The 17,851-nt window shown below is 65.7% G+C and carries 20 protein-coding genes; 5 read left to right on the top strand and 15 right to left on the bottom strand.

Annotated elements, in window-relative coordinates:
- Window positions 1-86 precede the first annotated feature (86 nt).
- Complete coding sequence (locus tag ACZ5YA_RS32305; RefSeq protein WP_464091733.1) at window positions 87-1,508, bottom strand: carbohydrate porin; 1,422 nt, start codon at window positions 1,506-1,508, stop codon at window positions 87-89.
- Window positions 1,509-1,929: 421 nt separating this feature from the next.
- On the opposite strand from ACZ5YA_RS32305, the gene ACZ5YA_RS32300 reads away from it, so the two are divergent.
- Complete coding sequence (locus ACZ5YA_RS32300) at window positions 1,930-2,634, top strand: TetR/AcrR family transcriptional regulator C-terminal domain-containing protein (RefSeq protein ID WP_118934936.1); 705 nt, start codon at window positions 1,930-1,932, stop codon at window positions 2,632-2,634.
- 71 nt (window positions 2,635-2,705) lie between these two features.
- On the opposite strand, the gene ACZ5YA_RS32295 is transcribed toward ACZ5YA_RS32300, so the two are convergent.
- From ACZ5YA_RS32295 to ACZ5YA_RS32265, 7 genes are all read right to left on the bottom strand, one after another.
- On the bottom strand, window positions 2,706-2,837 hold the full coding sequence (locus ACZ5YA_RS32295; protein WP_042792660.1) for an entericidin A/B family lipoprotein: 132 nt from the start codon (window positions 2,835-2,837) through the stop codon (window positions 2,706-2,708).
- Between the two features lie 42 nt (window positions 2,838-2,879).
- Window positions 2,880-3,575 carry a fumarylacetoacetate hydrolase family protein gene (locus ACZ5YA_RS32290; RefSeq protein WP_042792659.1) on the bottom strand — a complete coding sequence of 232 codons (696 nt, stop codon included), beginning with the start codon at window positions 3,573-3,575 and terminating at the stop codon, window positions 2,880-2,882.
- A 166-nt stretch (window positions 3,576-3,741) separates the two neighbouring features.
- Window positions 3,742-4,044 carry a Dabb family protein gene (locus tag ACZ5YA_RS32285; protein ID WP_464091732.1) on the bottom strand — a complete coding sequence of 101 codons (303 nt, stop codon included), beginning with the start codon at window positions 4,042-4,044 and terminating at the stop codon, window positions 3,742-3,744.
- Entirely contained in the window at window positions 4,044-5,921 is a 1,878-nt protein-coding gene (locus ACZ5YA_RS32280; RefSeq protein WP_059379186.1) for an ABC transporter permease, read from the bottom strand. Before ACZ5YA_RS32280 ends, ACZ5YA_RS32285 begins: the two co-directional genes overlap by 1 nt.
- Before the next feature lie 13 nt (window positions 5,922-5,934).
- A complete protein-coding gene (locus ACZ5YA_RS32275) occupies window positions 5,935-6,627 on the bottom strand; it encodes an ABC transporter ATP-binding protein (protein WP_054451072.1) in 693 nt (230 codons plus the stop codon).
- 1 nt (window position 6,628) lies between these two features.
- Window positions 6,629-7,390: an ABC transporter ATP-binding protein gene (locus ACZ5YA_RS32270; RefSeq protein ID WP_054451071.1), complete on the bottom strand. Its 762-nt coding sequence runs from the start codon at window positions 7,388-7,390 to the stop codon at window positions 6,629-6,631.
- A gap of 10 nt (window positions 7,391-7,400) precedes the next feature.
- A complete protein-coding gene (locus tag ACZ5YA_RS32265) occupies window positions 7,401-8,180 on the bottom strand; it encodes an SDR family NAD(P)-dependent oxidoreductase (protein ID WP_464091731.1) in 780 nt (259 codons plus the stop codon).
- Between the two features lie 173 nt (window positions 8,181-8,353).
- Here ACZ5YA_RS32265 and ACZ5YA_RS32260 point away from each other — a divergent pair, with 173 nt between their 5' ends.
- The 4 genes from ACZ5YA_RS32260 (at window position 8,354) to ACZ5YA_RS32245 (ending at window position 11,627) form a co-directional block, all read left to right on the top strand.
- Window positions 8,354-8,752 carry a cupin domain-containing protein gene (locus tag ACZ5YA_RS32260; protein ID WP_054451069.1) on the top strand — a complete coding sequence of 133 codons (399 nt, stop codon included), beginning with the start codon at window positions 8,354-8,356 and terminating at the stop codon, window positions 8,750-8,752.
- 68 nt (window positions 8,753-8,820) lie between these two features.
- Window positions 8,821-10,032, top strand: coding sequence for an ABC transporter substrate-binding protein (locus ACZ5YA_RS32255; protein ID WP_059379190.1), 1,212 nt, complete (start codon window positions 8,821-8,823; stop codon window positions 10,030-10,032).
- Window positions 10,032-10,793 (top strand): SDR family NAD(P)-dependent oxidoreductase, encoded by a 762-nt coding sequence (locus ACZ5YA_RS32250; protein WP_280014714.1) that lies wholly within the window; start codon window positions 10,032-10,034, stop codon window positions 10,791-10,793. Before ACZ5YA_RS32255 ends, ACZ5YA_RS32250 begins: the two co-directional genes overlap by 1 nt.
- A gap of 15 nt (window positions 10,794-10,808) precedes the next feature.
- Window positions 10,809-11,627 carry an IclR family transcriptional regulator gene (locus tag ACZ5YA_RS32245; protein ID WP_059379194.1) on the top strand — a complete coding sequence of 273 codons (819 nt, stop codon included), beginning with the start codon at window positions 10,809-10,811 and terminating at the stop codon, window positions 11,625-11,627.
- Window positions 11,628-11,726: 99 nt separating this feature from the next.
- Here the strand turns inward: ACZ5YA_RS32245 and ppa are convergent, their stop codons facing one another.
- The 7 genes from ppa to ACZ5YA_RS32210 are packed head-to-tail and all read right to left on the bottom strand — an operon-like array spanning window position 11,727 to window position 17,755.
- Window positions 11,727-12,257, bottom strand: a complete 531-nt coding sequence (gene ppa / locus ACZ5YA_RS32240) for an inorganic diphosphatase (protein ID WP_013392552.1) — start codon at window positions 12,255-12,257, stop codon at window positions 11,727-11,729.
- A gap of 32 nt (window positions 12,258-12,289) precedes the next feature.
- Window positions 12,290-13,915, bottom strand: coding sequence for a heme biosynthesis HemY N-terminal domain-containing protein (locus ACZ5YA_RS32235; RefSeq protein WP_280014713.1), 1,626 nt, complete (start codon window positions 13,913-13,915; stop codon window positions 12,290-12,292).
- Window positions 13,916-13,920: 5 nt separating this feature from the next.
- Complete coding sequence (locus tag ACZ5YA_RS32230; protein WP_059379198.1) at window positions 13,921-15,114, bottom strand: uroporphyrinogen-III C-methyltransferase; 1,194 nt, start codon at window positions 15,112-15,114, stop codon at window positions 13,921-13,923.
- A gap of 37 nt (window positions 15,115-15,151) precedes the next feature.
- The gene (locus tag ACZ5YA_RS32225; protein ID WP_059379199.1) at window positions 15,152-15,970 is read right to left on the bottom strand and encodes a uroporphyrinogen-III synthase; all 819 of its coding nucleotides are present in this window, start codon (window positions 15,968-15,970) and stop codon (window positions 15,152-15,154) included.
- Complete coding sequence (gene hemC / locus ACZ5YA_RS32220; RefSeq protein ID WP_464091730.1) at window positions 15,970-16,917, bottom strand: hydroxymethylbilane synthase; 948 nt, start codon at window positions 16,915-16,917, stop codon at window positions 15,970-15,972. The genes ACZ5YA_RS32225 and hemC overlap by 1 nt, the downstream gene beginning before the upstream one ends.
- Window positions 16,918-16,926: 9 nt before the next feature.
- Window positions 16,927-17,049 carry a hypothetical protein gene (locus ACZ5YA_RS32215; protein WP_042792647.1) on the bottom strand — a complete coding sequence of 41 codons (123 nt, stop codon included), beginning with the start codon at window positions 17,047-17,049 and terminating at the stop codon, window positions 16,927-16,929.
- Window positions 17,036-17,755 carry a TerC family protein gene (locus ACZ5YA_RS32210; protein ID WP_059379201.1) on the bottom strand — a complete coding sequence of 240 codons (720 nt, stop codon included), beginning with the start codon at window positions 17,753-17,755 and terminating at the stop codon, window positions 17,036-17,038. The genes ACZ5YA_RS32215 and ACZ5YA_RS32210 overlap by 14 nt, the downstream gene beginning before the upstream one ends.
- Window positions 17,756-17,851 lie beyond the last annotated feature (96 nt).

The following is a 17,851-nucleotide window of genomic DNA, read 5'->3' as shown; positions in this document are numbered from 1 at the left end:
GCCCGATGAACCTTCATCGGGCGTTTTTTTTTGCAGAGGCTCAAGAGTTGTTCACGATTGCGTTCGCACAGGAAGCGCGAATGCCCCTACATGAACATGTTGAGCCCCACCAGAAGATTCAAGGCGTTCTTGTCCACGGGCACGAATGACGGGGATCGAATGAAGCTGAGCCCCGTGCTCAGATAGACGCCGGGATAGAGACGCGCCATGTAGGACACCATGGCCGCACTGCTCGAATTCGCCGTATCCACGCCCCTTTTCCCGTAGGCGTCCTTCGCGGTATCGCTGAAATCCGACCAGGTGACCGTGGCCGACAACATGTCATAGGGTCGCGATGGAAACGTGCCTATCGTGTATAGCCTGGCTTCCACGAATTTGGTGTACAGATTCTGATCCGGGGGAGCCAGGTGCAAGGAAAGGCCGGCGTACCATCCCTGCGCGGAAGATGAGTTGGGCGTCGGCCGCGAAATCTGCTGGTCTCCCGCGACATAAAGCGCGTAGTTGTTCGAACTACGCTCGCGGGAATCGAACCTGGCATAGTCGGACGTATTGAATATTCCCCCAATCCGGAACCATCTCGAGGGATTGTCGGGACTCGCTTGTTGCTTTACTCCGATTTCGTTGATGGCCAGCCATCCGCTACCTGGGGTTTTCCACTTCAGCCCATGCTGGTGTTCTGACTCTTCCGCCTCCGCGCCGTAGGGGCTGGTGCTGCGCTGAATTCCGGTCTTGTTGTAGAAGCCGCCAGATCCGTTGTAGGTCAGATTCACGCCCGGGGTGGCAAAAGGCAGGCGTGACAGGCCGACCTGAAAGGGAATGATGGAATTCATCCCTTGCGCCCCGACCGCCAATGAACCGCCAACGTACAAGCCCACGAACTCCAGGGCATTGCTGAGATAGCCTGCCTTCAACTCCCATTGACGGTTGTTGAAGGTGGTGAAGTACGCCAGCCGGCTCAGCGCGATGTCCGCCGAAGGCCCCTTCGGCGCCCAGCTCGCGTGACCCGTCACGGCGCTGAAAATCAATTGGCTTTGATCGTTTCCGTGCTGCCCCAGGTCATAAGTCAGGACTAGCTGCTGGGTCTCCGCGAACGTGGGAACCTGGCCGTTGTACGACTGCTTGCGATGCGTCCTCGGGTTTTCGCCCCTGAGGTCGTAAGCCGCGGAGTTCAAGCTGACGATCTGAAAGCCGATCCCGTGCCGCGCCAGATCGGAACGGAATCCGCCGGCGTCACGCAGCACCGTGTCCCGAATCGATGGAATCCGAACCAGCGCGCCCTGCTCCATCAGGCGCTCAAGAGACGCAAAATCAGACGCAGGCTGCGGCGCGGCGTCCACGGCAGAGGACTCGGATGATGGCCGTAGCTGAGCGACCGTTCCGCGCTCGAGCCCCGTTCGAGATTCAGAGGCATTGCAGTCCCATGCAATCGCCCCCATGGCGGCAAAGATCGACACAAGCGAGTGCGCCGGCACTTTGACCTGGCGCGAACTGATGATCTGGTTTGGCATGCGGCCTCCTTCAATCCCGGATTTCTCGCTCGTACTCCGCAAAATCCGGATTGTTTAGACATAACAATCGGGCATGTACGCATTGGTCATGGTCGATGCAAGAATTCGGGGAGAGGAGGCATCCCGATAGAGCGTCCGCAGCCGTCTCAATAGCCCGGGGCCAATTGAGATATTTCATGCCGACCGGTTTCGAAAGTTGATCACTGGGCGAACCACCTCCATTCCGTGCAGTCTCTGCTGGTCACGACGTTGTTGGCAGCGTTCGATGCACCCTGCTGATCGGTGTCTCGCCTCTTCAACGCCATATTCCCGGCCGGGAATATGGCGTTGAAGTTAGTGTTACGATGAACCCCAGTCAAGCAGGGTTTTCCTCAGGACGCGTCATGTTTTCCGCGCACAAGCGGGGCTTGAGGCGGCCTGCTTGTTGACCAAACATCACGCCGAAAAGACGATGAAAAAAGATGTTTTAGGGGAAGTTGAGCGCGGAAGAGGAGAACGTGCCGGCCTTGATCTGGCCCGGATCTTGCAGGCGGCAAGGCGCATCGGTCACGACAAATTGTCGATGCAGGCGCTTGCGGACGCGCTCAATGTGGACCGGAAGGCGCTCAACTACCATGTGAAAGATCGCCAGACTCTGCTGGCGCTCGTCGCGAAGGACACACTGACTGCGAGCTTCAGCAGCGCCGACATCGCTCGCGCGCCCACATGGCAAGACGCATGCAGGACCTACGCGACCCACCTGGTCGACGCAGCCGTCGCCATGGGAAGCTTGGCGGAACACCTGCGCTTTGACGATTCCGAGTTGATGAGCTGGAACCTGCTGCCGACCGAGGAATTGCTCGAACAGCTGAATCGGGCGGGCTTCAGCGAAGCCGCCTCGGTGCGCTTGGCCGTGCTGCTTGCCGCCCTCTGCGTTGGCCATGTGAAGGATATTTGGCAAGCCAGGTCGGCGGTTGAGCGCACCAGACCTCGCCAGTTGCAGAAATGGCTGGACTCGGTCGATGGAAAGTCCTATTCACGGCTACGCCAGGCCGTCGCGCTGGGAATCGACACCTACGGGCCTGAGCAACTCGATTTCTCACTCAGGGTTTTTATAGCGGGCGCCGAAGCACACCTTGCTTCTTAGCGCCTGAACGTACAAAGGCCTGAGCGGGGCGCGATCCCCGGCTCAGGCCTTCTCGAACCCGCCCCCGGCAATTACTTGTCAGCGGCGTTGGTAATGGCGTTGCCTGCCTTCGACATGTCCTTGCCCATGCCCGCGACGGTGTTGCAACCGGCGAGCACGAAGCCGAACACGACAAAGGCGGTCAGCACGATCTTGCTGCGCATGCTGGCGCTCCTGAAGTGGTGAAAACGGATCCGGGGCGTACTTTAAACGATCTGGACGCGCAGTTCACCCAGGCCTTCGACGCCGCCGGTGATCACGTCGCCTTGCAGCACGGCGCCCACGCCTTCAGGCGTGCCGGTGAAGATGATGTCGCCGGGTTGCAGCTCGAACAGGCCGGACAGGTAGGAAATGCTTTCCGGAATGTTCCAGAGCATCTGCGAGATGTCGCTGGACTGCTTGCGCTGGCCGTTCACGTCCAGCCAGATGGCGCCCTTTTCCAGGGTGCCGACGACGCTGCGCGGATGGATCGGGCCCAGCGGCGCGGACAGATCGAAGGCCTTGCCGATTTCCCAGGGACGGCCCTGCTTCTTCATTTCGCCCTGCAGGTCGCGGCGGGTCATGTCCAGGCCCAGCGCATAGCCCCACACGCAATCATTGGCCTGTTCGACCGGGATGTCGCGGCCGCCCTTGCCCAGCACCACGACCAGTTCCATTTCGTAGTGCAGGTTGGAGGTCTTGGGCGGATACGGCATCTTGCCGGTTTCGCCGTCGGCCACGCTCAGCACGGCGTCGGCCGGCTTGCAGAAGAAGAACGGATCCTCGCGGCCGGTGAAGCCCATTTCCTTGGCGTGTTCGGCGTAATTGCGGCCGACGCAATAGACGCGGCGCACCGGAAACAGCGCGGCGCTGCCGGCAACGGGAACCGCGACGGGCGGCTGAGGGGGCAATACGTAGTCCATGTTCACTCGACCTATGAAGAATACGTGGCCGGAATCCGGCAATAGAAAACAGCCAGCCCCGCGAGGCGCCCGCTACCGCGGGCGGCCTTCCCTGCGGGCGGCCAGACGATGAAAAGTCATCCGCGAGTTTATCCCTTTCCGGGGGGCTGGGCGCGGTTCGGGCTATTCAGCTGAACGTAGGAATTTCCCCGTCATACACCACCAGGCGCTCGATGAAGCCGGCCATGTAGGCCTTCATCTCCTCGTGCGCGGGCGAGACCTGGTAGCGGTCATGCGCGGGGCTGTCCGCGAAAGCCGCCACCACGGCATGGGTCAGGCCATCAGAGCGGCTGGCCTCGTTGGGCCGGAAAGAGTAGCCCGCCACGCCATCGCACTCGGCCAGGATGCGCTGGCAATAGCCCTGGACGCGGTCATGGAAACGGCCGTCGGCGGCCTCCGACAGCTGCAGCATTACGACATGCAAGTACATCAGGATTCCTTTTTCTTGCGGGTAAGCGCCAGCCAGGCCCGCGAGACCAGTCCCATGATGCCGTCGCGGAACAGGAGGACGCAGAGGACGAAGATCGCGCCCTGGACGATGAGCACCCAGGAGCCCAGCGGCGCCAGGTAGTTTTGCAGCGACACGAAGGTGAAGGCGCCGGCCAGCGGCCCGAACACCGTGCCGATGCCGCCCAGGAGCGCCATCAGCACTACTTCGCCGTTGGCATGCCAGTGCACGTCCGTCAGCGAAGCGACACCGAACACCAGCACCTTCAGGCCGCCGGCCAGCCCCGCCACCGAGGCCGACAGCGTGAACGCCATCAGCTTGTAGCGCGAAGTGGAGTAGCCGAGCGAGCGGGCGCGCTGCTCGTTGTCGCGCACCGAGCGGATTACCTCACCGAAGGGTGAGTTCAACACGCGCAGCACGAAGGCGTAGCCCAGCGCGAACACGGCCAGCGTGAAGTAATACATGGGCATCACGCCTTCAAGATCGAAGATGCCGAACAGCTTGCCGCGCGGCACGCTTTGCAGGCCGTCCTCGCCGCCGGTGAAGCCCGCCTGGACCGCGATGAAGTAGACCAGTTGCGACAACGCCAGCGTGATCATCGCGAAGTAGATGCCTTGGCGCCGGATCGCGACGGCACCAAACGCCAGGCCCAGCAGGCCGCCCGTCAGCACCCCGGCCAGCAGGCCGAGCTCGGGCGTGGCGCTCAGCAGCTTCATCACGATGCCGGTCGCGTAGGCAGCCGCGCCGAAGAACGCGGCATGGCCGAACGACAGCAGGCCCACGTAGCCCACCAGCAGGTTGAAAGCCGCGGCAAACAGCGCGAAGCACAGCACCTTCATCAGAAAGGTCGGATAGATGAACCAGGGCGCGGCCAGGGCGGCCACGGCCAGCGCCGCCATTGCCACGCGCATGCCGCGGCGGCTCAGCTGCACCGGCTCGCGCGTCGCCTCGGCTGCCAGCACGTTCTGCACCTGCAGGGGCTTGCCGAACAGGCCCGCGGGCTTGCACAGCAGCACCAGCACCATGATGATGAAGATCGCCAGGTTGGCGGCCTCGGGATAGAACACCTTGGTCAGGCCTTCGATGATGCCCAGGCCGAAGCCGCTGATGATGGCGCCCATGATGGAACCCATGCCGCCGATCACCACCACCGCGAACACCACCACCACCAGGTTGGAGCCCATCATCGGACTGACCTGGTAGATCGGCGCGGCGATCACGCCCGCCACCGACGCCAACGCCACACCCAGCGCGTAGGTCAGCGTGATGAGCAGCGGCACGTTGATGCCGAAGGAACGCACCACCGTCGGATTCTCGGTGGCCGCGCGGAGCATGGCGCCCACGCGGGTCTTCTCGATCAGCACCCAGACGGCCAGACACAGCACCAGCGATACCGCCACCGCCCAGCCGCGGTACCAGGGCAGGAACATGAAGCCCAGGTTGACGCCGCCGGACAGCGCCTTGGGTATCGTGTAAGGCAGCCCCGATACGCCATAGGCCTGGCGCAGGCCGCCTTCGATCAGCAGCGCGATGCCGAAGGTCAGCAGCAGGCCGTACAAGTGGTCCATGCGGTAGGTGCGCGAGATCAGCAGGCGCTCGACCACGATGGCGAACACGGCCATGATGAGCGGCACCAGCACCAGGGCGGCCCAGTAGTTCACGCCCAGGTAGTTCAGCAGCATCCAGGCCAGGAACGCGCCCGCCGTGTATTGCGCGCCGTGGGCGAAGTTGATGATGTTCAACAGGCCGAAGATCACCGCCAGCCCGATCGACAGCAGCGCGTAGAACGAACCGTTGATCAGGCCGAGCAGGAGCTGGCCGAATAGTGCCGTGGACGGCACGCCGAATATTTCGAACACGTGGACTCTCCCCTCAGACGCCCAGACGGCGCTTGATCCGCTCGGGATCGTTGCGCGCTTCTTCTGCCGACAGCTGGTCGACGACGCAGCCGTGCTCCATGACGTAGTGGCGGTCGGCCACCTTGGTCGCGAAACGGAAGTTCTGCTCGACCAGCACGATGGTGAAGCCCCGCTCCTTCAAGGTGCGGATGGCATGCCCGATCTGCTGCACGATGACGGGCGCCAGGCCTTCGGTGGGCTCGTCCAGCAGGATGAGCTGGGCGCCGGTGCGCAGGATGCGCGCGATCGCCAGCATCTGCTGTTCGCCGCCGGACAGGTTGCCGCCGGAGCTGGCGCTGCGTTCACGCAAGTTGGGAAACAGCGTGTAGATCTCGTCCAGCGACATGCCGCCATCGGCCAGGCGCGGCGGCAGCATCAGGTTTTCGGTCACGTCCAGGCTGCGGAACACGGCCCGTTCTTCGGGGCAATACACCACGCCCAACCGCGGAATGCGGTGTGCCGCCATGCCCACGGTCTCCTGGCCGTTCAGGCGGATGGAGCCGCGGCGCTTGTCCATGATGCCCATGATGGCGCGCAGCGTGGTGGTCTTGCCCGCGCCGTTGCGGCCCAGGATGGTGACAAGCTCGCCGCGCCTGACTTCCATGTCCACGCCGTGCAGCACGTGGGATTCGCCGTACCAGGCGTTGAGGTCCTTGATAACCAGCATCTCAGTGCGCCTCCTCGTCGGAGCCCATGTAGGCCGTGATGACGCGCTCGTCGCTGGACACGGTGGCGTAGTCGCCCTCGGCCAGCACCGCGCCGCGCGCCAGCACCGTGATGGTGTCGGACAGATCCGCCACCACCGACAGGTTGTGTTCGACCATCAGGATGCTGCGGTTGGCGGACGCGCGCCGGATCAGCGCGGCGATGCGGGTCACGTCCTCCTGGCCCAGGCCCGCCATGGGCTCGTCCAGCAGCATGATTTCCGGTTCCAGCGCCAGGGTCATCGCGATTTCCAGCGCGCGCTTGCGGCCGTAAGGCAGCAGCGCCGCCGTGGTGTGCGCCAGGCCGGAGAGGCCGACCGCGTCCAGCAGTTCCATGGCGCGGCCGTTCAGGCGGTCGATGCTGCTGCGGCTGCGCCAGAAGCGCCAGCCGTCGCCGTGCTGGCGCATCAGCGCCACGCGCATGTTCTGCAGCGCCGTCAGGCCCAGGAACACGGCGGATATCTGGAACGAGCGGACGATGCCCAGGCGCGCGATCTGCTCGGGCGCCAGCGCCGTGATGTCGCGGCCGCGGTAATGGATGACGCCCGCGTCGGGCGTGAGGAACTTGGTCAGCAGGTTGAAGCAGGTGGTTTTTCCTGCGCCATTGGGGCCGATCAAGGCATGGATGGAGCCTTCGCGCAGGGACAAGGACACGCCGTCGACGGCATTGAAGCCGCCGAACCGCTTGACCAATCCCTGCGCGGACAGGACCGCTGGGGTGTTCATGGGCGCGCTCCTACATGCGGGCCAGCAGGCCGCCGTCGATCGCCAGGACGTGTCCGTTGACGAACGAAGCGCCCGGCGAGGCCAGGTAGACCACGGCAGGCGCGATATCTTCCGGCGCGGCCCAGCGGCCAGTCGGCACCGCCGTGGCCAGGAAGGACTGGAACTGCGGATTGTCCTGCAGCCCCTGCGTGAAATCGGTACGCACGAAGCCGGGCGCCAGCGCATTGCAGGTGATGCCGCTGGCGCCGTATTCGACCGCCAGCGCGCGGGTGAAGGCAGCGATGGCGCCCTTGGCGGTGGCGCAGGCGGCGATATTGGGCATGGTGGCCTGCCCCGCCACGGACGACATCAGCACGATGCGGCCGAAGCCGCGCTTGCCCATGCCGGGCAGCACGGCCCGCGCGCAATGGAAGGCGCCGTTGACGTGCACGTTCTGCAAGGCCTGCCATTCGGCGGAACTCATCTCCACCACGGGCTTGCGGTTCTGGTTGCCGGCATTGCTGACCAGCACATCAATTTCCAGCCCGGCGCTCTCCAGTTGCGCGACGGCATCGGCCACGGCTTGTTCGTCGGCGACATCGAAAGGCGCCCCATGGGCCTTGATGCCTTCGGCCGCCAGGCGCTCGCAGGCGGCGGCGCAGGCTTCGCCGGACAGATCGTTGATTACCACCTGGGCGCCTGCCTGCCCCAATGCCCTCGCGATGGCGTAGCCCAGTCCCCTTGCCGCGCCCGTCACCAGCGCGACGCGCCCCGCCAGACCGAACGTGCGGTCCAGATAGTCGTGTTTCAAGCTTGTCTCCTTGGTTTTATATATGCCGGATTTCTTGGCCCGGCTGTGTCGCTGCATGCTTCCGTCCGGCGAAAACATGATTGACATAAATCTCAATATACGCGACTATTTTTAAACACTCAATAACAAGATTTTTTCTTTATCTCTCATAAAGAGTTCTGGTAGGAGACATCATGGCCCTGGAAACTCCCGGCTGCCCCGCAGCCAACGCCTTGCCGCCCCTGGCTTCACGCTTCCTCAAGGTTGCCGATCTGCCATGGAAACCGACGCAAGTGGAAGGCATAGACATGAAGGTGCTGATGCAGGACAAGGAGACCGGCTTGCTGACCGCCCTGTTCCGCTGGCAGCCCGGCACCGAGCTGCCGCTGCATGAGCACGTGGAAGTCGAACAGACCTTCGTGCTGGAAGGCTCGATCGTCGACGCCGAAGGCGAGGTCTGCGCCGGCGACTACGTGTGGCGCCCTCGCGGCAACCGGCACGTGGCGCGCGCGCCCAACGGCGCCCTGGTGCTGAGCTTCTTCCTGAAACCCAATATGTTCATCGACGCCTACGCCGGCCAGACGCTGGAGTAAGCGGCCCCGGCGCGACCGTCCGGCACAGGATGGCGCGCACAGAAACTAGCCCCCGAGGAGACATACCCATGAAGACCCGTTTGAAGAACAGCCTGGCCGCCTGCGTGCTGGGCGCCCTGTCCGTATCCGCCCAGGCCCAGGTGTCCGATGACGTCGTGAAGATCGGCGTGCTGGGCGACCAGTCCGGCATGATGGCCGACCTGTCCGGCAAGTTCGGCGTGGAAGCCGTGAAGATGGCCGTCGAGGATTTCGGCGGCACCGTGCTGGGCAAGCCCATCGAAGTGATCTCGGCCGACCACCAGAACAAGGTCGACATCGGCGTGGCGACCGCGCGCCGCTGGTACGAGAACGACAAGGTGGACCTGATCCTGGACGTGCCCAACTCCGCCATCGCGCTGGCGGTGCAGGACCTGACCCGCCAGATGAAGCGCGTGGTCATCTTCACCAGCGCAGGCTCCGCCGACCTGACCGGCAAGGCCTGCTCGCCCAACGGCATGCACTGGACCTACGACACCTACGCCTACGCCACCGGCGTGGCCAACGGCGTCATGGAAGACGGCGGCAAGAGCTGGTACTTCATCACGTCCGACTACGCCTTCGGACATTCGCTGGAACGCGATGCCATGGCAGTGGTCAAGGCCAAGGGCGGCCAAGTCGTGGGCAGCGTGCGCCACCCCATCGCCAGCGCGGACTTCTCCTCGTTCCTGTTGCAGGCGCAGGCGTCGAAGGCCCAGGTGATCGGCCTGGCCAACGGCAGCGGCGACACCATCAACAGCATCAAGCAGGCGTTCGAATTCGGCATCATGGGCAGCAAGCAGCGCGTGGCCGCCCTCTTCATGAGCATCGTGGACGTGCGCAGCGTGGGACTGGAATACGCGCAGGGCCTGAACCTGGTGGAACCCTTCTACTGGGACCTGGACGACAAGTCGCGGCAATGGTCCGAGCGCTACTTCAAGCGCACCGGCCGCATGCCGTCCATGGTCCAGGCCAGCAACTACAGCGCCACCATGCACTATCTGAATGCCGTCAAGGCCGCAGGCACGGACGCTTCCGAACCGGTGCTGAAGAAGATGCATGAGACGCCCATCAACGACTTCATGACCGAGAACGGCCGCATCCGCGAGGACGGCCGCATCATGCGCGACCTCTACCTGTTCCAGGTCAAGAAGCCCTCAGAATCCAAGCGCGACTGGGACTACTACAACCTGGTGCGCAAGATTCCGGCCGAACAGGCCTTCCGTCCGCTCAAGGACGGCGCCTGCCCGCTGGTGAAATCGTGATGGACGGCGCGCTTGGACTGCTGGCCGGCAAGCGCGCCATTGTCACGGGGGGCGCCAACCCCCGTGGCATAGGCGCCGCCATCGTCGAGCTCTTCATCGCCCAGGGCGCCACGGTCGCGGTGCTGGACCAGGCTTATCCGGAGGGGGCCAACGCGGCACTGGCCGCGGGCCGCATCGACCTGCACTGCGACGTGTCCCGCTCGGCCTCCTGCGAGGCGGCGGTCGCGCGCGCCCGGGAAGCGCTCGGCGGCATCGACGTGCTGGTCAACAACGCCGGCATCGTCGCGGCCACGCGCATCTGGGATTTGCCCGAGGACGAGTTCCGCCGCATGGTGGAAGTGAACCTGACCGGCACCTACAACGTCACGCATGCGGCGCTGCCCGAATTGCTGCAAAGCCCGCGGCGCCCGGCCATCGTCAACCTGGGTTCCACCGCCGCCCTGCGCGGCGGCGGTCTCCTGGGCGGTTCGCACTATGCGGCGTCCAAAGGCGGCGTCATCAGTTTCACCAAGGCGCTGGCCCGCGAGCTGGGGCCGCGCGGGGTGCGTGCCAATTGCGTGGCGCCCGGCATCATCGAAACGGACATGACGCTGGGAAAATTCGGCGAAAATTGGGAACAAGAACTCAAACAGGGCATTCCGCTGCAGCGCTTCGGCTCGCCCGCCGAGGTCGCCCAGGCCATACTTTTCCTGGCCTCGGACCTGTCCTCCTACTCAACCGGCATCGTGGTCGACGTCAATGGCGGCTTCCACATTCACTAGGCGCGCCCTCCCGCAATGAGCACTCCAGACCGCATGTTGTCCATCCTCGACCTCTTTCGCGACGACACCACCGCCGCGTTCCAGGAAGACGTCATGGCGCATCTGGACTGCTCGCGCGCCACGGCTTACCGCTACCTCAAGTCGCTGACCGAAAGCGGGCTGCTGGCGCCGACCTCGGGCGGCGCCTATGTGCTGGGTTCGCGCATCATCGAGCTGGACCGCCACCTGCGCCAGCACGATCCGCTGATGCGCGCGGCGCGTGACGTCATGCGCGCCACCGGCGACGAGCTGCACGCCAACCTGATGCTGTGCAACTACTACGGCGACAAGGTCATGTGCGTGGACCGCTACTGGACCGACGATTCCATCGAATCGAGCTATGCGCGCGGCCGTCCCTACACCATGTTCCATGGCGCCACCGCCAAGCCCATCCTGGCCAACCTGCCGCCGTATCAGCTGCGCAACCTGATGCTGTGGCACGCCGCGGAAATCCGCGAGGCCGGGCTGGGAGAGGACTGGGACGAGTTCCGCGCCAACCTCAAGCGCCTGCGCGCGGCCGGGGTGTACGTGTCGCATGGCGAGGTCGACCCGGGGTTGATAGGCATAGGCTCGGCCATCTTCAGCGCCGAACAGAAGGTCGTGGGCAGCCTGGTATTCATCGCCGCGGAAGCGCGCACCTCGGCCGAGCGGCTGGAGGTACTGCAGGCGCGCATCCAGATCGCGGCCGCGCAGGTGTCGCGCAATCTGCAGGCCCCGCAAAGCAACGGCGCGGCGGCGATCGGCATCATGCCGTCGCGGCCGCGCCGCATCAAGACCCCAGCCAGGTCAAAATAGCCCCACGCCGCGCCTTCGGCTTGCCGCCCCCCGAGGGGGCGTTTTTGCCTTGGGACGGCCCGGCGGCAAAAAAAAAGCCGGCCAGGTCCAGACCTGAGATCAGGCCTTGTTGTAGCGCTCGGCGCTGCGAACGATTTCCTCGTGCGCGGCGTCCAGGCCCTTCCAGCCCTTGACCTTGACCCACTTGCCCTTTTCCAGGTCCTTGTAGTGCTCGAAGAAATGCTGGATGCGGGAGATGTCTTCCGCCGGCAGATCTTCGTAGGACTTGATGTTGCGGTACGGGGGGTACAGCTTTTCGATCGGCACGGCCAACAGCTTGGCGTCGCCGCCCGACTCGTCGTCCATTTCCAGCACGCCGATGGCGCGGCAGCGCACCACCGCGCCGATCTGGATCGGGAACGGGGTCAGCACCAGCACGTCGGCGGGGTCGCCGTCTTCGGACAGGGTTTGCGGGATGTAGCCGTAGTTGCACGGGTAGTGCATGGCGGTCAGCATGAAGCGGTCAACGAAAATCGCGCCCGTGTCCTTGTCGACCTCGTACTTCACCGGGTCGGCGTTCATGGGGATTTCGATGATGACGTTGAAGTCTTCCGGCAGCTTCTTGCCAGGGGAGACGCGATCAAGACTCATGATTCAACCTTGTTGTGTGTCTGAAGGATTGTTCAAATCGAGCCGTCGTCCTTGAACGGCGGCTTGGTAGCCGGCACGGGCGCGGCGGCCGGCGCGGGTTTGGACCCTGCGGGCGTAGCCGGCGCGTACGTGGGCACGGGATCATCGAAAGCCGCCGCCGGGATGGGGGCGCTGTCGAAGTACTCGTCGATGTCGGAGGTGCTGCCGCCGGCCAACGGAGCGTCCTCGGGAGCCAGCGCGCGCTCGCGCTGTTCTTTGTTCACGCGGGCGTCCGGATCCAGCACGTAGTCGGAGGCCGAGGCCGCCACGGCCGGCGGCAACGCGGGGTAATCGCCGCCGAGTTCGGTGTCGTCGCTGTCGACGTCGGACAGACCCACCGCATAGCCGCCTTCGGCGTCCACGCGATAAGGATCGGAACCGGTGTCCGCTGCCGGCAAGGCGGCATCCGCCGCCAGCACCGGCAGCGCCATGCTGGCCGCCGTTGCCAGACGCCAGTGGCGCACCGCGTCGGCGGGACGGTCCAGGCGGTCATACAGGCTGCCCAGCAGCGCATGCGTCTGCGCATCGCTGCGGCGGCTGAGGCTGCGCAGCAGATAGCGTTCGGCCTGGCCCCAGAGCTGGCCGTTCAGGCACAGCATGCCCAGCGCGGTGAGCAGGTCCGGATCGGTGGGACGCTGTTGCAGCCAGGTCTCGGCGCGGGCCAGCCGGCGCGAGACTTGTTCGGCTTCGCAGCGGGCGTAGGCGGCCACCAGGGCCGGATTGAACTTCACGGCGACCGCGGCTTCCAGCACGCGCGCGGCCTCGCTGGCTTCGCCGGCAGCCTCAAACGCCGCCGCGCCCGCCAGCGCGATTTCCGGCAGGAGGCGCTCCTCGGCCTTCAGATCCTTCCAGATGGCGCGCCAGGCATCGCTGCCGCCCGCGGCGGCGGCGCGCAAACGCGCCGCGCCCGAGGCGTCGATCAACTGATCGGCTTCGGAACGGGCCAGCGCATTGCGACGTACCAGGCCGCGCGCCAGCGTGAAGACTTGTTCGTCGTGATGCAAGGCGGTGTGCGCACGCAGCAGCAGGCGCATGGTGTGCAGATGGCGCGCGCCGCCGTCGGCCAGCGGCTCCAGCACGGCCAGCGCGCGCTCGGCGCGGCCCTGGTCCAGCAGCATGTCGGCCGACACGGTGGCAGTGGCTTCGATCAGGCCGGCGTCCGTGCCGGCTTGTTCCTGCGCGATCGCCAGCAGGCGGTCGCGGCGGTCGAACTCGCCCAGGCCATGCGTGGCGCGGGCGGCGGACAAGGCCGCCAGCACACGGCGCGTCTGGACCTTGGTCTGGTCCAGCAGCTTGGTCAGATCTTTTTCGGCGGTGGTGTAGCGCCCTTCCAGCAGGCCGATCCAGCCGCGTTCCAGCAGTTCGTGGTCGCGCGCCTGGGCGCGCTTGCCGCGCCAGGCCCGCACGCGGTCGGGAATGGCCAGCAGCCATGCCAGCAGGCGCAGGCCCACGTACAGCACGATGAAGGCCGCGACGATCAGCAGGACCGCCAGCGTCAGCGACATGCTGATGCGCCACGGCCAGACCAGCAACAGCACGTTGCCGGAGTGCGAACGCAGCACCACCGCCAAGGCGACGGCGATGACGGCGAGCAGCAGAGTCCAGAACCAGGTACGCATAAGCCTCAGTCCTGTCCGCTGGTCTTGAAGCCTGCGGCGCGCAGCGCGGCCACGGCGTTGAGGCTGTCGGCCACTTCCGGCATGCGCACGGCAATGTCGGTCTGCGCCAGTTCGCGCGCCAGGGTCTGGGCCGCGACGGTGTCGGGGGATCGGCCGTCGAAATACTTGGCGAGCGTGACGCCGACGTTGTCGAGTTCGCTCTTCCAGACGGCGGGCTGGCGCATCAGCATGGCCAGTTGCGCGGTCAGCAGGCGCTGGCGCAGCGTGCCGCGCACCTGGTCGGCCTGTTCGGGCGACAGCAGCAAGGCAGCGGGCTCGTCCACGCGCTGGATCGTGATCAGGCCGCCCAGTTCATGCGCCAGCGCGGAGCCGGCGCGGCCGGGCCAGGAGGCCATTTCGGCGCGCCAGCGCTGCCACCAGGGCGCGTCGGCCGGCAGGCCGGCCAGCGGATCGACCGCGGGCGCCGGCGCGGCAGCCGGAGCGCTTTCGCCGGCGGGCGCCACGCCCGGGGCCGCGGCGTCCGGCACCAGCAGGGGCGCCTTGCCAATCAGCGCCACCAGGCGGTCGATGCGGGCCGACAGGGCGGGGATATCCACGGTGGACACGGCGCGCAGGCGGTCCAGGTCGCCGTTGATGGATTGCTGCAGGCTGGAGAAACGCGGGCGGTCGGCGCGCGCCAGGCGCGATTGCGCCGTTTCCAGCGCCACGATCGCATTGGAGACATTGCCCGCCAGGCGCAGTTGCTGGTTGGCAATGGTCAGCAGGCGTTCGACGTCGTTGGCGAGCAGTTCGTCGCTGGCGCTGTCGTTGAAGTTCTGCCAGGCCAGTTGCAGGGCGCTGTACTGGCTTTGCGTTTCGCGCACGGTGTCTTCGAGTTCACCGACACGGCCGGCCTGGGCTTGCGCCAGGGCCAGGGCCTCGCGGGTGTCCTTGCGGGCCTGCGCCAGGTCGGCGGTCAGCGTTTCGAGGCGCGTGGCGACTTCGCGGCCGGCGGACACGAACTGGGTGCGCTGCATCCAGAGGGCGTAACCCAGGCCGGCTGCCAGCAGGATGAGGATGATGAGGGCGGGGACCAACGGGCCACTGCCGCGCTTGGCCGGACGGGCCTTGACGGAATCGGCCGGGGCCGATGCGGGCGCGCTTGCACCCGGGGCGGCCGTCGGAACGACCGGATCGGTAGCGGGAGTCTTGTCTGTCATGACGCGATTGTATTCGGTGTCAGTCCGATGCAACGAATCAAGCAGCAACAAAAGCCTGGAATATCGACTCGTCGTTGGGCAAGCAGATTTTTACCATCGGCCGCGCCCCGCCTTCATGACAGGCCTGTGGCAGACGGCGTTCCAAGGAGGGATGCGTCAGTACGAAGCGGCACCGCGCCCACCAGTCCGCCAGCCCGGCCGCGTCCAGGCCGGCCCGCAGCGCCTCAGCGCCCTCGCCGCTGGTGATCAGCCAGGTGGCTGGAACGCCCGCGTCAGCCCAGCGCCGCAGGCTGGCGACCTGGTCCGCGCCCCAGCTCGCGGGGCGCCGCAGATAGGCGGCATGGCGCGTCACGGCAGCGCCGTGCGCCTCGAGCTTGTCGCCCAGCCAGTCCCTGCCCTGCGTGCCGCGCACCAGCAGCACGCGGGCGGGCATTTGCGGCAACCCCTGCAAAACCTCCCAGAGCGCCTCGGAGTCGTGACTGGGCGCGCTTTCGGGGGGATGCAAAACTGTTGTATTCACGCCAAAACAGGGGGATAGGCGCAAGGCCTGGGCACTGGCCGGCCCGACCGTTGCGGCGATGACGCCAGCCGGCCAGGGAGCCGCCCCGTCGGCCTGTGCCCACTGTTCCAAGTACAACTTGGCCGCGTTGCCGCTGACGAACACGACCATGTCGAAGTCGGCAGGGCGCGGCGGCCCGCCCGCGGCGGCGGGCAAGGCCTGGATTTCCAGGGCGGGAAGGATGCAGGACGTCCAGCCGGCGCCGGCCAAGCGGTCGGCCAGCGCCTCGTTGCGACCTTCGGGCCGCGTCAGGATGGCGACCCGCGGCGGTTCGGCGGCAGCGGACGCCATGGCCATCAGTCGGCTCTGGGCGGGTCTTGCAGCAGTTCGCGCAGGATGTCCTGCGCGCCCGCGTCCAGCAGCGCCTGCGCCGCGGCCTCGCCGATCGCCTGGGCCTCGCCCACCGGGCCGCTGCGGGCCGCATGGACCATGCGCACGCCGTCGGGCGACGCCACCAGCGCGCGCAGCGACAAAGTGCCGCCGGCGATCTCGGCATACGCCGCCAGGGGCACCTGGCAAGATCCGCCCAACTTGCGGGACACCGCGCGCTCAGCCACCACACAGGAGGTGGTGCCGGCGCTGATCAAGGGGGCCAGCCAGGCGCGCATTTCGTCGCGGTCGTCGCGGATCTCGATGCCCAGGGCGCCCTGCCCGGCGGCAGGCAGGCTGTCTTCCGGTTCGAGCAGGCTGCGGATGCGCGATCCCAGACCCAGACGCTCCAGGCCAGCCGCAGCCAGCACGATGGCGTCGTATTCGCCTTTGTCGAGCTTGCCCAGGCGGGTGTCGAGATTGCCGCGCAAAGGCTTGACCACCAGCTCGGGATAGCGCGCGCGGATCTGCGATTCGCGGCGCAGGCTGGACGTGCCTACGACGGCGCCCGCCGGCAAGTCGGCCAGCGAGTCATGGGTATTGGAGACGAAGGCATCGCGCGGATCCGCGCGATCGAGGACGGCGCAAAGCTCGAACGGGGCTTGCAGATCGACCGGCACGTCCTTCAAGGAGTGCACGGCCAGATCGGCGCGCCCGTCGAGCAGCGCGTTTTCGAGTTCCTTGACGAAGAGACCCTTGCCGCCCACCTTGGAGAGCGTGCGGTCGAGGATCTGATCGCCTCGGGTCGTCAGGGTGAGCAGCTCAACCGCGCACGCCGGGTACAGCGTGCGCAGCCGGTCGCGCACATGCTCGGCTTGCCACAGGGCAAGCCGGCTGGCGCGGGTCGCGATGACCAGGCGTTGCGGTAGAGACACGAGACGGCATCAAACAAAATTGGAGACGATGACCGTCGCGACCACCCCGAGGATGGCCAGCACGAAAAGGCCCTGAAGGAGGCTCAGGCCCGATTCGGATTGCTGGGGATCGGTGGATCTACGCAGACTCATGTGCTGATTCCTTGGAAGCGGTTTTGCGGCTTGCCAGCCACCGTCCAAGGACAACAACGAGCAAGGCGCCAATGATTTCTGCGCCGATTTTAACCGCAGTGGGCTGTACGCCGAATTGACGTTCGACAACCACGTCGGTGATCAGCATGCCGCCGGCGATCCAGCCCAGCAGTGCCGCGCCCAGCGTAACCACCAGCGGATAGCGGTCGATGAGCTTGAGCACCAGGGTGCTGCCCCAGATGATGATGGGCACGCTGACGATCAGGCCGAAGGCGACCAGGCCGATCTGATGGTCGGCGTGGGCGTTCTGGGCGGCGCCGGCGATGGCGATCACGTTGTCCAGGCTCATCACGAAGTCGGCGATGATGATGGTCTTGATCGCGGCGGCGATGGATGTGCCGCCCTTGATGTTGCCATGGGCATCATCCTCGGGAATCAGCAGCTTGACGCCGATCCAGACCAGCAGCAGGCCGCCCACGACCTTCAGGAAGGGAATCGACAACAGCGTCAGGGCGAAGGCGATCAGAACCACGCGCAGGATGATGGCGCCCGCGGTACCCCACAGAATGCCTTGCATGCGCTGCTTGGGCGCCAGATTGCGGCAAGCCAGCGCGATCACGACGGCGTTGTCGCCGCCGAGCAGGATGTCGATGAGGATGATCTGGAATACCGCTGTCCAACTCAGCGTCTGGAAAAACTCAAGCACTATGAACCCCCGAAGGCATTATGAAAAGAGTGGCCGGTCCCGGTCCGGCAAGGCTCGCCGCGCATGGCGCGGCGAGCTTATTCAGTACAACTTATT

The organism is Achromobacter sp. JCM 18799 (assembly GCF_055395645.1).
This window is presented reverse-complemented; position numbering and strand designations above follow the sequence as displayed.

Bases quoted from the DNA above. Each gene is read 5' to 3' on its own strand.
- ACZ5YA_RS32270 (WP_054451071.1), bottom strand. From the start codon at position 7,390: ATGAACACCCCAGCGGTCCTGTCCGCGCAGGGATTGGTCAAGCGGTTC.
- ppa (WP_013392552.1), bottom strand. From the start codon at position 12,257: ATGAGTCTTGATCGCGTCTCCCCTGGCAAGAAGCTGCCGGAAGACTTC.
- ACZ5YA_RS32305 (WP_464091733.1), bottom strand. From the start codon at position 1,508: ATGCCAAACCAGATCATCAGTTCGCGCCAGGTCAAAGTGCCGGCGCAC.
- ACZ5YA_RS32250 (WP_280014714.1), top strand. From the start codon at position 10,032: ATGGACGGCGCGCTTGGACTGCTGGCCGGCAAGCGCGCCATTGTCACG.
- ACZ5YA_RS32290 (WP_042792659.1), bottom strand. From the start codon at position 3,575: ATGGACTACGTATTGCCCCCTCAGCCGCCCGTCGCGGTTCCCGTTGCC.
- ACZ5YA_RS32255 (WP_059379190.1), top strand. From the start codon at position 8,821: ATGAAGACCCGTTTGAAGAACAGCCTGGCCGCCTGCGTGCTGGGCGCC.
- ACZ5YA_RS32260 (WP_054451069.1), top strand. From the start codon at position 8,354: ATGGCCCTGGAAACTCCCGGCTGCCCCGCAGCCAACGCCTTGCCGCCC.
- ACZ5YA_RS32225 (WP_059379199.1), bottom strand. From the start codon at position 15,970: ATGGCCATGGCGTCCGCTGCCGCCGAACCGCCGCGGGTCGCCATCCTG.
- ACZ5YA_RS32275 (WP_054451072.1), bottom strand. From the start codon at position 6,627: ATGCTGGTTATCAAGGACCTCAACGCCTGGTACGGCGAATCCCACGTG.
- ACZ5YA_RS32295 (WP_042792660.1), bottom strand. From the start codon at position 2,837: ATGCGCAGCAAGATCGTGCTGACCGCCTTTGTCGTGTTCGGCTTCGTG.
- ACZ5YA_RS32285 (WP_464091732.1), bottom strand. From the start codon at position 4,044: ATGTACTTGCATGTCGTAATGCTGCAGCTGTCGGAGGCCGCCGACGGC.
- ACZ5YA_RS32230 (WP_059379198.1), bottom strand. From the start codon at position 15,114: ATGACAGACAAGACTCCCGCTACCGATCCGGTCGTTCCGACGGCCGCC.
- ACZ5YA_RS32215 (WP_042792647.1), bottom strand. From the start codon at position 17,049: ATGAGTCTGCGTAGATCCACCGATCCCCAGCAATCCGAATCGGGCCTG.
- ACZ5YA_RS32245 (WP_059379194.1), top strand. From the start codon at position 10,809: ATGAGCACTCCAGACCGCATGTTGTCCATCCTCGACCTCTTTCGCGAC.
- ACZ5YA_RS32235 (WP_280014713.1), bottom strand. From the start codon at position 13,915: ATGCGTACCTGGTTCTGGACTCTGCTGCTCGCCGTCATCGCCGTCGCC.